This window comes from Psychromonas ossibalaenae ATCC BAA-1528 (assembly GCF_000381745.1).
Classification (GTDB): domain Bacteria; phylum Pseudomonadota; class Gammaproteobacteria; order Enterobacterales; family Psychromonadaceae; genus Psychromonas; species Psychromonas ossibalaenae.
This window is the reverse complement of sequence record NZ_KB906990.1, coordinates 1-13,905: the sequence shown is the minus strand read 5'-3', so window position 1 is coordinate 13,905 and position 13,905 is coordinate 1. Positions and strand designations below refer to the sequence as shown.

Here is a 13,905-nt window from a genome sequence, read left to right as displayed (position 1 = left end):
ATTGTTACATAGGAAAATAATGGAAAAGAACAGCACAATTATCACCCAGACAGAAAACTGGGTTAAGCAGGTTATTGTTAAATATAATATCTGTCCGTTTGCCCGGAAGGAGGTTGAGCGGGGCTCCATTCGTTATGCTGTTGCCAGTAAGAGTGAAATTGAGGATCTGTTAGCAGAGCTTATTAGTGAATGCCTGTATTTAGATAAACACCAGAAGACTGAAACAACCCTGTTTATTATGGCTGATGCTGTGCAGGAGCTGGATAACTTCTTGGATTTAGTCGATTTAGCTAATGATTTGTTATTCGATCAGGATTATGAAGGTATCTATCAGCTGGCGAGTTTTCACCCCGGCTATTGTTTTGCCGGTGAACCTGCAGATGATCCTGCTAATTATACTAACCGCTCACCCTATCCGACACTGCATATTATACGTGAGTCCAGTATGGAGAAAGCTTTAGCCGCTCATCCGGATCCCGATGCCATACCACAACGCAATATTGAGTTTGCGCGCAGGAAAGGCAGTAAATTTTTTGCTGAGTTATTAGGCGCTTGCTTAAGAAACAGCTAATATGACATTCGCCTCATTTTCACCATAAAAAACCGCCAATTGCATTGTTAATAATGCATGCTTTTTCCCTTATGGTATATTCGCACCTCGAATTAAGCGGTTCAGACAAGACGCTGTAAAATATGTATCTGCAGGATAAGTTGATTGTTTGAACTTTTCAGTGCGCAGTTAGCTGCCTGTTACTGATGAATAGTTTCCTTAGAGTCAGCTTCTTATTAAAGTGACCTACAGAAACTTATATAACCTAATGCTAAAAGGAACTTCTATGTTGTACGGATTTGATGTTGGCGGTACTAAAATTGCTTTTTCTGTTTATGATCAGGCGTTGAACTGTCTGTTCGAAGATCAGCGGCCGACACCTGATGATTATGATTCATTTCTGCAGATTGTCTGCGCTATGGTCAAAAATGCAGATCAGCAGTTTGACTGCATCGGTGCCGTTGGTATGGGATTTCCCGGGGCAATAAATCAACAGGATAAGACCTTATATTGTGCAAACGTGCCTGCCATTAAAGGGCGTAATTTAGCCGCTGATTTGTCAGATCTTCTGGATCGCCCGGTTAAATTAGAGAATGATGCTAACTGTTTTCTGCTTTCAGAGTGTTACGGCGGTAGTGCGGACGGATGTTCAACGGCTATCGGCATCACACTTGGTACTGGTGTCGGTGGTGCAATTTTTGTTAATGGTGCGATTCATAGCGGTTATAATTCCTTTGCCGGTGAAGTGGGCCATTATCCGCTGCCTGCAACACTATTTTTACAGCATCCTGATTTACCGAATATAACCTGCGGCTGCGGTCGTCAAATGTGTTTAGAAACCTATATGTCCGGAACCGGGTTAGGCAACTTGTATCTGCATTATGCTAAGGAAGTCTTAAAAGGACCTGAAATTATTGAAAAGTACCGGGCCGGTGATCAACTTGCCTGTAAAGTCGTGGATATTTATTTTGATATTCTGGCTGCCGGTTTAGGCACGGCAATTTTAGTCTTAGATCCCGATGTGATTGTATTTGGCGGCGGGTTATCGAGCTTTGAAGTATTACATGAAGAACTGCCTAAACGTCTGCCGGAGCATCTGTTACCGAACGTTTTGTTACCTAAAATTACCACAGCAAAATTCGGAGGTACCGGCGGAGTGCGCGGCGCGGCAATTTTGAATTATATACCCTAGGGCCTGTTTATCTTTTCTATTACATTAAAGGCCGACTGTGTCTAAACTGTGCAATAATGTAGCGGGTTGAGGTCAACTCGCTGTCATGCCGTGCTAAATTAGCCATAAAGCCCGCTTAACCTGCATTTAAAAGCCCAATCTTCATTAAAAATCATCGACAAATCCGCTCTATCCTTATAAATTAGCGCAAAATATTCAAATCAATAACAGATTGTATAAAAACCGTTCACAAGGATTATCTATGGCTCAGCAAGCCTATCAATTACTGCGCATTATCATCATCGACAGTTTCTGGAAAGGCCAGGTTAATGAACTTAATTTAACTGGTCATACTCAGCTTGAAGGCACAAACGGAGCGGGTAAAACATCTTTGATGCGCTTATTACCGCTATTTTACGGCATGCGTCCCAGTGATATTGTCAGCAAGGTAGATCAAGCGCGAAATTTTGCCGATTATTATCTGCCTCGTGACTCAAGCATGCTGGTATATGAATACCAGCGTCCCTATGGGCAAACTTGTATGATGCTGGCTAAGAGTGACGGACGCGGTGTGCATTTTAAACTGATAGATGGTGCTTATAACAGTGACCACTTTATCGGCAGCGACAAGCAGCCGTTATCGGTTAATGAAGTCGAACGTATTTACCGTAGTGCCGGCAGTGTCTGCTCTAGTTATTTAGGTATAGATAAATACCGTCAGGTAATTCAGAACCTTCGCGGCGGCCGTAAACTTAAAGATATCCGCCAGTTACAAAGCCGTTTTGCATTTAGTGAGCAGCCTACCTCACATATCGACAAAGTCGTTAACGGTACGATTGAAAAGAATCTCGATTTTGATGCTGTAAAACGTATGCTGGTGGCGATTGCCAGCGATCATCTTGCCCGCAGCAGCATTGAAGAAAAAGAGCAGATCAGCCTTAATAAAGAAGATATCAGCCACTGGCTTGCAGATATTCAGGCTAGCCGTGCTATTCAGAAAGTTGCCGATAAAATTACGGTATGGCAGAGCGATTTTAATAATCTCGACAGCTTGTTAATTAAGCTGCAGCATCTGCATTTTGAAATTATTAACCATCAGCAGCATCTTGAAACTAAACAGAGCCAGCGCAAAGAGACAAAAGAACAGACGCGTTCTGAGTTGGAACAGCTGGAAGCGCAGCTTAAAGAGAGCAGCTCGTCGTTACGACAGGATATCGCTAAATTAACTGCCGAGATAGAAGCAGACCAGAGCCGTATTGATCTGCTGGATCAAGATAAATTAAATTATGATGATCAGGATGCCGCCAGTTTTCAGCTGCAGGCGGATCAAGCTCCGCGTCTGCAGATCCTGCTCAACGAGATCAATGCTGTTATTGAAGCTTTTGAAGGTAATATCAGTAAGGTTCATAACAAGTTTGAAAAATTAATTCAGGAACTGCAGTTACAGAAAGTTAAAGATACAGCTGCTAATAAAGAGCAGTCAGCCACTATTAAAGAGTCGGCAAATGTGCAGTTAACCGTGATTAATGAAACCTATCAGGCGCAGCTTGCACAGTTAAACGAACAGCTGAATGATACATTTCTAAAACTTAATATGCAGCAGCAGACAGTTGATAACAAACTTCATCAGGCGGCGCTGCAGCAGCAGAACCCGCTTATTGACAAGCAGCTGTTAACTGCAATTGAAGTTAACCAAAGCAGCCTTAGCCAGACTAATGAAGATCAGATGCTGATCCTGCAGAAAAGTAATGAGGAAAATCAGCACCTGTCGTTGTTGGAAAAACAGCGTGAGAAATTACTTGAGCAGCATAAGCAGGATAATCGTTATCTAGAACAGCTTAAACAGCAGTGCTATGCGGTAGAGCAGCAGCTGCTGCCGGAAGCCGGGTCTCTGCAGCATTATTTATGCAATGAAGCTGACGCTGTCGGCTGGAAGGATAATATCGGCCGCCTGTTATCTGCACAGCAGCTTAGCCGCAAAGACTTAGATCCTAAATGGGTTGGAAATTCTGACAGCTTTTACGGTCTGCAGTTAGATCTGCAGCTGCTTCAGGATAATGATCTGCAGCTTAACGAAAATGAGCTGCGTGAAAAAGCCGCTGCTTTAGATATAAAACGCGAACAGCTGGTCCAGAAAATTGAAACTCTGGATCAGCAGCTTACTGCTGTTCACAAACAGATTGAACAGCAGAAAGTCGCCATTAGCGAAGTAAAGCAGAAACTTAATCAAAACGAATTAAAACTTGAGCAGCTTAAAGTGCAGCAGCAGAGCCTTTTTGAGAAAAAGCATCGTGCTGTTAAAGAGGCTAGCTCTGCTGTTGAAACGTTAATTAAAGAACTGACAACTGAGAAAAAACAGATCAGCAGAAAAATTGACGAGTTCAAGGAATCTCAGCAGGAGCAGAGATTTGAACTGAGCAATATTATGCTGGATCAGCGTATGGTGGTTGAATCGGACCGTGACAGTCAGCTGGATCAATTATCGCAGCAGCTTGAGCTGATTGAAAGCAGTGCGAAAAGCCGTTTATCTGATTATAAAAAACAGAAAAACAGTGATTTAGCTAAACTTGATCCCGACGGAGAAGTTGATAAACGCAGTAAGCAGCGTAAAGAGCTCCAGTGCGAACTGGACCAGTGTGCTGTATGGGCGCGTAAAGCGCGTGAATACAGTCAGTTTATGAATGAACGTTATGTCAACCGAGACAAACTGGTTGAGCATAATCAAAATCGTGAAATTCAAAAACGCGGCTTTGAAAACAGCCTGGAAGATCTGCACACAGAAAAAACGGCTTTAATCGATAACTGCCATAAGCTGTTAAAAAAACTTAATAGTCAGCTGCGTGACAGTGGTGATCTGCTCACTCAGCTTAGTGAAAGCCAGCGCTCTTGTGAATTAAGCGGTATTGAAATTTTAGAAAGTGACTCGGAACCGAAAAATGAAGCGGATCTTGCAGTCAGTTTCTGTTTCGACTGGCTGAAGCACTTTAAATCTATTGAAAAACGTTTAACGGAGCAGCTTAATCGCTTTAATGAATCATTCAGAAAAAATCACGCCGGTAGTGAGCTTTATGATAACTGGCTGAAGTTAGTTTCTGATAATGATAATTATCAGGGGGCGAAGGGGTTATTTAAATACCGTAATCCGATTGCCGATCTGTTAAGCAGCGCTGAGCAGAAACAGAAAAATACTTATCAGCTGGTGACTGTTAACGCCAATATGATTAATGAGTTTTATCAGCATATCGAAAACTTTGGCCGTCGTATTAAAATCATCGGTAAACAGCTGTCACAGAATGTCACAGCATTAGCCAAGTTTGACGCCTTAGCTGATATCAATGTTTATACTGTGATGAAGCAGGAAGAACTTGAATACTGGGGACCGCTGCAGCAGTTTGCTAAACTGTTTGAACAGTATCGTGACGATCTGCGGGAAGGGCTCGGCGATATACCTGACGATCTTATTTATGCGATGCAGAAGCTCTCTACTTATCTGCCTAGTGAAGGTTTTGTACTGGCGCATAATAATCTCTTTGATATTGAATTTACCATTACTGAAAAAGGGCAGTTAAAACACGCTCGAAATGCACGCCAGTTGAAAAAGATTAGTTCAACCGGTCTTTCATACCTAGCCATGTTGTCACTGTTTGCCGGTATCCTGGGCATGCTTAGGGGGGCAGGTGAAAGTCCGTCACAGATTATTTTACCGGTTGATGAATTAGGCGAACTAGCTGCTGAAAATATCGATCTGCTGCTGAAAATGTTTAATGATAATAATATTTCTATGCTGTCAGCCTCACCTTCGACGGACCGTCATATTCTATCGCTGTATGATCGCCATTATAAATTAAAAGATAACAAAATATTCCATGCAGAAATCCCTGTATCTCGTCTGGATGAATTACTTGCTTTACGTCAGCAGGCAGCTGTGGCTGAAGAGGCCGGCGAGAGCGCTGCTCTGGAAACCCCGACCCAAACGCAAGCTGCTGAAATATCTGCGGAGATTGAATAATGTTTAAACAAACTGTAGAACAGCTGCTGACCGGTGCCGTTATTTGTGAAACTGCGTTTGCTGATGAATTTGAGTATTTAAAAGCACCTGAGAACAGCCTTCGCGTAGAAGATTTCTTAGCTAATTTAGACAGAAATTTAACCTACCTGGACAGCGCAGATGCCTATTACTGTACATTTCAACAGGTAGACCAGGATAACAGTGCCGAGCTGACTGCGCTTTTCAGCGATATCCGCAGCTCATTCCGTCCTATGGTGGAGTTTTTAGAGCTGCTGTTAACGGCCAGTCAGACTGATCTGCCGTTACGTGCTAAGTCGGTTGTTAATATTAATGAGTTATTTGATCCCTTTGAACATGATCAGACTCTGCGTGAGCAGCTTCGCCGTTTAACGTCGATTAAACCTTTTAAGACTAACAAAGTCGAAACGCGTGAACAGCTGGTTCTGATTTTTCAGAAGCTTGAAGAAACGGGCTACTTAGTGCGTAAAAATGCCGGCAGCAGCCGCTATTATGCAACGGCGCGTTTTGATCTGATCTATCTGCTGATCGAATTTTTAAATGACTCTGAACGTGTTGAATTGCCGGAGAGTGAACAACAGCAGCAAGAGGAGTTACTGTTTTAATGGCGGGTTATGATGCTGGACAAGTTGCGGAGTTATTAAGACAGATTGGTTGTCACGACCAGCTGCTTGCCGATGCTTATGTTTACGGCTCGACGGCTGCTGACGAACAAGACAACCGGCAGCTCAATATTCTGCATAAAAAGGGGCTGCTGCGGCCCGATGACGAGCCCGGAGAGTATCGAGTTACCGCTGAGCTGAAACGTATGCTTAATCGTCTGATGCGTAAACAAAGCAGCTATCGGCAGTTAAGCGACATGGGTAAAGTCATTGATGTATTAGACGATACCGTTAAAGATTATCAACTGTCTATCTTACACAGTCAGTACGATGATGCCGAATATTATCTGGATCAGCTCGACGACCTGCTTTATGAAGCAAAAGATAATCTTAATGTCAGCTTAGATAATATGCATTATGCTATTTCCAGCCAGTTTGGTTTTGTCAGCACTTTAAGCGCTAAAGTGCGCGAAAATGAACGTGCCTTGGTTTACGCGCAGAAACTGTTAACTGAACTGCAGCAGATTGATCCTGAAGCCTGTTATGAATGGACAAACTGGGCATGTCCGATTGAATTTGCACGTAAAATAAGTTCTTTTGTGTACTGGTTTAACCAGACCCTGCCGCGTCTGCGTTTTATTATTGATAATATGCGTTTGAGTTTGTTCCGCTTACGTCGTGATGAAAAACAAGCCAGCTTGCTGCGTAATATGGCGCGCTACCTGCACAAACATCCTGAATTTGAAATTAGTGAAACACTTTTTGAAGATCAGAGCCTTGATAATAGACTTAAGTTTGCGGCGCCTCTTAAACTCAAATCCTATGCCGATACCAGGAACAGTGCACTTGAGGCACCGTTAATTGCCATCGTGCAGGCGCTGCGTAAACAGGCCAGTCCGATAGAGCTTAAAGAGCGGGAAAGCGCCTCGGTTGAATTAACTGAAATTGAACAAGTTGCCGCCAGCCATGATTACTTTGAAGAGCAGACAGAGCGTCTGTTTGAACAGGCGATTACTAGTGGTAAACCTGTTTCGGCTATAAAATACTGGCAGAGTGAGTGTACAGACTGGTCGCAGAGCGCGCAAAGTATCGAGCCCAAAGCGTGGATTGAGCTGGTTTTCAGCTGTTATTGTAAGTTAACCAACGAGCAGCAGGCTGCCCTTGATATTAATATGAAGGGGGTAAAACTGTCAGGGACCACTCATAACTACAGTTATAATGATGTGGTTATTGTATTAAAAGATAATATACAAAGGTGCATATGAACAAAGGCCTGTATCAGTTTTGCCAGAAGAAATTTAAAACTCTGTGTAACGGCAAGCTTAAACTGTCTAGTTCATTGACCCGTTTAAATAACGAATATAGTTTTGGTGATATTAAAGAGGGTTATCTTCACTTTATTGATAATGATCGTCAGGCTTTAATTGAAAGAGTATTTCAGGAAAACGGGTTAGAGCTGTTTCGCGATCCTTATCCAGATCTGCAAAGCCGTAGAGAGGTGGCTGGCGGGGATCGTAATGAAAAAAACAATGCCTATCCGGTCAGCCGGAACTATGTATTGGTTAATAGTTTACATACGATCCGGCTGAATCAACAGGTGCACACCGTTAGTCCTTTCACTGCATTCGGTTTGACTATTAATGCCGATCAAATCACTTCTATTGAGCACCAAAAAATTGTCTTTGTGGAAAACCTTGAAATTATGGCGGTGCTTGATAAGTTAAATATGCCGGAGTCGTTACAAGAGGCATTATGGCTATACCGTGGTGAAGTCCGAGAAGACCGCAGTACGATGAAGGCTTATCAGTTCTTTCGTCGTTTTGCAGGCAGTCACCAGTTAGTTTGTTTTTCTGATTTAGATCCTGCTGGTATTGAAATAGCGTTGACCAGTGGTGCACATCACTGGTTAACACCGCAAGACAGTTCGATCATAAATATGAAATTACTTGGTGCTGAAAATGAATGGTTTAATCAGCAGAAAAGCATCACTTACCTGAAACAAAAAACAGATTTAGCCGAGAAGTGTCAGCAGGCTTTTGATGAAATGTGCCGACAGCGCAAAACCCTTAAACAGGAACATATGCTCGGGCATAATATAAAACTTGCTTTGTATCCATTATAATTTTCGAAGACATTAATTGTATTAAAAGGAATTAATTATGAAATTTAGACCGCTATTATTAACGCTCAGCTTAGTTTTACCTTTTGCATCGACAGCCGCTCAGGCTGATTCTAATTCATCAAATCCTCCTAAAGACTTTTTCTCTCTTAGTGAAATTAAAGGCGCCGAGCAAAAGCCGCTGCAGCCGCTTGAATATACTCAGGCCAGTGACGGCATGTCATTAGCTTATCGTGCTTATCTTCCTGAGCAGGCAAAAGCCGTGCTGGTTTTCTATCACGGCGCAGGCGCGCATAGCGGACTTACCTATAATCATATCGGTATCGGTTTACGTGATGATTTTTCTGTTGCTGTTTATATGCCGGATATCCGCGGCCATGGTGCATCGGGAGGTGAAAGGGGAGATACTCCTGAGGTTGAGCAGGTATGGTCTGATATCAACAACATCATTAAAGAGGCACGCAGTAAATATCCAAATCTGCCTGTTTTTGTCGGCGGTCATTCTGGAGGAGCCGGGCTGGCACTTAATTACTCAAGCTGGGAGGACAGAGCGGATACTGCCGGTTATGTTTTTCTTTCTCCCTATTTTGGCTTCAGATCTGAAACGAATTACGATGCAGACGATAAGGAGCGGTTCGAGTTTTCAACGGTAAATACCTCTGATTTTGTTTTAAACTCTATCAGCGGCGGTCTGCTTTTTGGTCATGCAAAAGCAATTCATTTCAACTTTCCTGAACGTGTATTAAAAAAGAACCCGGAAATAGTTACCTTTAATACCGTTAATATGTCTAATGCTGTGACACCTCATTCTCCAGACGAGCAGATAGCAGAGCTAGCAAAATTCGGGCTGTGGATCGGCGCACAAGATGAAGCGTTTGATCCGTTAAAAGTGACCCGCTTTGCCGCTGATAACAGCAGAACAGACAGCAAAGAGATTCGAATGGTGGAAAATGAAAATCATTTTTCTTTAATTATTTCAGCTTCGAATTACATAGGCCCCTGGATAACAGAGACAATTAAATAAGTAGTTTTGAAGGAACATACATGAGTAAACAAATCGACAAACTGGCCTGGTTATATATTGAACAAGGGAAATTACTGACAGCGCGCTCTAAGGGAAAAGAGCTGTTTTATATTCCCGGCGGGAAGCGAGAGGTAGGAGAGTCCGATCATCAGGCTTTAATTCGTGAAGTTAAAGAAGAATTATCGGTTGATCTTGTACCTGAAACTATTCGCTACGTAGAAACTTTTTCTGCGCAGGCAGACGGTAAAAATAAAGGTACTATTGTAAAACTCACCTGTTATGTCGCTGATTATAGCGGTGAGCTTAGTCCGGACAATGAGATAGAGCAGTTAGAATTTCTAAGTTATCAGCAGCTGCGTTCAGGTTCAAAGGCAACGGCTGCAGTAATGGAGTGGTTGAAAATTCAAGGTCTGATTGATTAACGGCCGCGGGGTAAAATACTGAGCTGCAGAGATACACAGCTCAGGTTATTCTGTTCAGCAGCTAGTATAATAAACTGTACAGTTTACGCCGGTATTCACTCACCAGACTGGGATCATCAACGGCAGCTAACAGATCTAGCATAGTCTTTTTCGCTTCACCGTTTTCATAACCGACATCAGTTAGCAGTATTTTATACAATAAAGTTAATGCTTCACTGTTCCTGTTCGCCTGTTTATATTCAAGAGCAAGTTTATATTCGACAGCTATTTTATCTTCAGCCGTTTCCAGTAAAGCTTCTAAAGCCGTAATCTCCGGAGTTTGTGCAGACTGCATAGCCACGTCTAACTGAGAAATCAAACTGTGGTAGATCATGGTCTGATCTTCTGCGGGAATTAGCGCTAATATTGGCTGTGCATTTTCATGTTCGCCAAGTCCCAGGTAAATCTGTGCCAAAGCCAGTTTAATATCGTTATTATCTGGTGCTAATTTTACCGCTTGTAATATCGCTGTTTTGGCTTCTGTTAATTGACCCTGAGCATATAATGTCTGCCCCTGACTCAGCAGCGTTAAGGCCTGATCCGGCGTGTGTTTTTTTATAAACAGACGGACAAACTCTTCGCTCTGCTCGCCGGCAAATCCATCTACTCCCTGACCGTCAACAAACATAAATACACTTGGTACGCTCTGCACTCCGAAATGAGATACTATCTGCTCCTCTACGTCGCAGTTAATACGCGCTAGTGTAAAAGCCTGATTGTCTTCATCGTGTATTTTATCTAATAACGGAAGCAGGCTATGGCAAACTGAGCACTGCTGCGACCAGAAAACTACTAGAACAGGTTTTTCTTTTGAACCTTCAATAATTATCTGTGGAAAAGTCGAGACGCTAACGTCGTAATTATTAACTTGCATTTTATTCTCAGCCTTATCTTATTTTTATTGTTAATAGCAGGATTATCCTCTAAAAAGGAGAAGCTAACCACCAATAATGAATTTTTGATCTAAGAAGCTAAATCTATTGGCTTTATTGCTTGTTTTTAACAGCCTGCAAAAGTACCATTGAAAAACAATATATAGGAGCTTTTAACATGTTAACAGGTAGTATTGTCGCACTCGTGACACCAATGGATCAAAACGGTGAAATAAATTTTCCTGCATTAAAAGAACTTGTTGAATTTCATATTAAGTCAGGAACCTCTGCGATTGTAGCAGTGGGTACAACCGGCGAGTCTGCAACGTTAGTTGTGGAAGATCACGTAAAAGTTGTAATGAAAACTCTTGAATTTGCTGCAGGCCGTATTCCCGTTATTGCAGGTAACGGTGCTAACTCAACAGCCGAAGCAATATTTTTAAGCAAATTATTTGCTAACAGCGGCATTGTTGCCGGTTTGAATGTAACACCGTATTATAACAAACCAACACAAGAAGGTCTTTTCCTGCATTTTAAAGCAATTGCTGAGTCTTGTGATTTACCGCAGATTCTTTATAACGTACCAGGCCGCACGGCCGTGGATATGCTTCCTGAAACGGTTGCCCGTTTATCTGAAATCAAAAACATTATCGGTATCAAAGAAGCAACCGGCGATTTAGAACGCCTCTCAGAAATTAAGGCACTGGCTGCTGATGATTTTGTTTTATACAGTGGTGACGATGAAACAGGCTGTGATTTTATGCTTCAGGGTGGACATGGCGTTATTTCGGTAACCAGTAATGTTGCCCCTGTGCAGATGGCTGAAATGTGTGAAAAAGCGTTAAGCGCTCAGGCTGAAGATGCGCAGCAGATTAACAGCCGCTTAATGCCGGTTCATCAGAAATTGTTTGTTGAAGCTAACCCTATTCCAGTTAAATGGGCTTGTGCTGAACTTGGGCTTATCCCCTCTGCAGACTGCCGTTTACCATTAACTATTCTTTCGGAGCAATACCAGTCTGTTGTTCGCGATGCCTTAACTAAAGCAAAATTATATTCATGATTAAATTATTTAAACAAAGACGCTGCGCAGCGGCTGTTCTTATTAGTCTGTCACTAAGTGGTTGTATACGCTTTGATACACGCATGGAAGCTAACGGCTCATTTGAATATGACCAGGCTAAGTCAATTGAAAAATACCAGACTGGCTCTTTAACCAATGATGAAGCTAGAAACCAGTTTGATATTCCTGCATTAACTGAAAAGCAGAAAGTGATTGGAAATGTAGTTAATAATGTTGATATTCGTCCTCCTGTGCAGCTGATTCCAGTATTAGAAGGTGTAATGCTCGAGGCTAATGATCAGTATCAGACTAAAGTCTGGTTCAATGCGTTTAACCAAGATGAAGATATGAGTCTGAAGGTCTGGAATATGCTTCAATCTTATCTTGCTGTCAATAATGTTGAAATTGTTTCACAGGATGAAACGCTGCAGCAGCTGCAGACAGGTAATATCCGCCAGGAAACAGTTTACGGCAGTGCGCTTAATAAAAACCGCGTGATTAAAAATTCCAGCTATCGTTTCAGTATTGAAAAAACGGCAGACAGTCATAGTGTTGCTTTAAATGTTGAAGCACTGACTTATTCAGAAACTAATGATGGTAAAAAATTAAAAGTAAATTTAATTGATAAAAATAAACAAAATATTGAAATTCGTTTTGTTAATGATCTATTAGAATATGCTTATGAAATTAATGAGTCTGAACAGTTAAAAGATGCAGATTCTCAGCCTCTGCCGATAAAACTAGGTTTTGATGATAATCATCAGACTGCCTGGGTTGTGGATGCAGACTTTTTACAGACCTGGCATAAACTGCCGGAACTGTTTAACTTGTTAAGCTTTAAAAAGGTGGATGCTGACAGAAACCTTGGTTATTACTTAGTTAAATTCGAACAGCCAGATGATGAATACTGGGCGGAAAATAATTTGAATCCGTTCGAGCTTGATGAAGAAGAGTATTATATTCAGTTAGGTGAGTTAGCTAACGGCAGTACTTCTCTTACCTGGCTAGATGCTGATAAAAAATCGCTATCAAACCAGCAGGTTAGTGATATTTATTTAAGTATCACAGATCAGGTGCGTCATGTTCTGCTGTTAAATGATAAACAAACCATAGAATTTTAATTTATCAAATTCTTAATTTATTAAACCAGTGGACGGTTTGTCTACTGGTTTTTTATCTGTCAGGTTATGCTTATAAATTTATTTTCTATAAATTATAAGTTTTATAGCCTTGGCTGCATGAGATGCTTATCTAAACTTTTTCGGTGCAGATTTTTCTCGGGACGAATAGACCACTCCATCTCATAATTCAACCGGTGTATCCTCAACAGTAATAATCTGCCTTGTTGTTTTTACATATAGTTTGTAAAGCGCATATTCTCCGTTACTGTGAACAAAAATGTAGACGTTATATTATTTCCTTTTCATATCCAAAGTAATGTTTTTATACACAGTGTGAGAGGTTTGCCGTAATTACGCCAATTTCCCACCTTTCTCTATGGTTTGTCTTTGATTTTTAATTGTAATGCATTGATGTGTTTTCAGAATCAAGTAATCTGACTTCATATTTAAGTAAATAAACGACTGTCGCCTTTCCACCGGAAATACGCCATTTTGTATTACAATAAGCTGTTAGTTGCCAAAATATTAATATTAAAAAGGTTGTGAAAATAGTGTGGTATTCCAGTGAATTGTTCTGGAATATTCGGCGGTAGCATTTGCTTTGTTCGGGTTTGTATCGGTACATTCCGCCCAATAATGAAGTCGCTAATAGTTGTCTTCATACGTTATAAAACTGCAATTTCGCAACATTATCTCCCGCTTGTTTATGCGGGCTACATTGCTGTTTTGTTGTTGGCATTCAGCGCATAATTTGGTTTTTCGTTGTTGGGGTTCTGTTTTATTAAAACACTCACGGAGTGTTGCAACTAACAAGGCACTCAATCGGACAAAAAACAGCTGGCTTTGTTCGTGCCTCACAAATTTTAGCCAGCATTTTTTTGCCGCTTAGTGCGGCGTT

11 protein-coding genes are annotated in these 13,905 nt (G+C 41.5%); 10 read left to right on the top strand and 1 reads right to left on the bottom strand.

The annotated features are described in order from the left end of the window. The first annotated feature begins 19 nt into the window (after positions 1-19). From G327_RS0112575 to G327_RS0112540, 8 genes are all read left to right on the top strand, one after another. Complete coding sequence (locus tag G327_RS0112575) at positions 20-571, top strand: DUF1415 domain-containing protein (RefSeq protein ID WP_019615139.1); 552 nt, start codon at positions 20-22, stop codon at positions 569-571. A gap of 265 nt (positions 572-836) precedes the next feature. Next, positions 837-1,742, top strand: a complete 906-nt coding sequence (locus G327_RS0112570; protein WP_019615138.1) for an ROK family protein — start codon at positions 837-839, stop codon at positions 1,740-1,742. 241 nt (positions 1,743-1,983) lie between these two features. Next, positions 1,984-5,730: an ATP-binding protein gene (locus G327_RS0112565; protein WP_019615137.1), complete on the top strand. Its 3,747-nt coding sequence runs from the start codon at positions 1,984-1,986 to the stop codon at positions 5,728-5,730. Further along, entirely contained in the window at positions 5,730-6,353 is a 624-nt protein-coding gene (locus G327_RS0112560) for a hypothetical protein (protein WP_019615136.1), read from the top strand. Before G327_RS0112565 ends, G327_RS0112560 begins: the two co-directional genes overlap by 1 nt. Continuing rightward, on the top strand, positions 6,353-7,615 hold the full coding sequence (locus G327_RS0112555) for a hypothetical protein (protein WP_019615135.1): 1,263 nt from the start codon (positions 6,353-6,355) through the stop codon (positions 7,613-7,615). Before G327_RS0112560 ends, G327_RS0112555 begins: the two co-directional genes overlap by 1 nt. Beyond that, on the top strand, positions 7,612-8,472 hold the full coding sequence (locus G327_RS0112550) for a DUF7281 domain-containing protein (protein WP_019615134.1): 861 nt from the start codon (positions 7,612-7,614) through the stop codon (positions 8,470-8,472). The genes G327_RS0112555 and G327_RS0112550 overlap by 4 nt, the downstream gene beginning before the upstream one ends. Before the next feature lie 37 nt (positions 8,473-8,509). Beyond that, positions 8,510-9,493, top strand: a complete 984-nt coding sequence (locus tag G327_RS0112545) for an alpha/beta hydrolase (protein ID WP_019615133.1) — start codon at positions 8,510-8,512, stop codon at positions 9,491-9,493. Between the two features lie 20 nt (positions 9,494-9,513). Then, positions 9,514-9,915 (top strand): NUDIX hydrolase, encoded by a 402-nt coding sequence (locus G327_RS0112540; protein WP_019615132.1) that lies wholly within the window; start codon positions 9,514-9,516, stop codon positions 9,913-9,915. A gap of 61 nt (positions 9,916-9,976) precedes the next feature. Here G327_RS0112540 and G327_RS0112535 read toward each other — a convergent pair whose 3' ends face one another. Next, the gene (locus G327_RS0112535; RefSeq protein WP_019615131.1) at positions 9,977-10,828 is read right to left on the bottom strand and encodes a tetratricopeptide repeat protein; all 852 of its coding nucleotides are present in this window, start codon (positions 10,826-10,828) and stop codon (positions 9,977-9,979) included. A 176-nt stretch (positions 10,829-11,004) separates the two neighbouring features. Between G327_RS0112535 and dapA the strand changes: the two genes are divergently transcribed. Beyond that, positions 11,005-11,886 (top strand): 4-hydroxy-tetrahydrodipicolinate synthase, encoded by an 882-nt coding sequence (gene dapA / locus G327_RS0112530; RefSeq protein ID WP_019615130.1) that lies wholly within the window; start codon positions 11,005-11,007, stop codon positions 11,884-11,886. Further along, a complete protein-coding gene (gene bamC, locus G327_RS0112525; protein ID WP_019615129.1) occupies positions 11,883-13,007 on the top strand; it encodes an outer membrane protein assembly factor BamC in 1,125 nt (374 codons plus the stop codon). Before dapA ends, bamC begins: the two co-directional genes overlap by 4 nt. Positions 13,008-13,905: the final 898 nt, after the last annotated feature.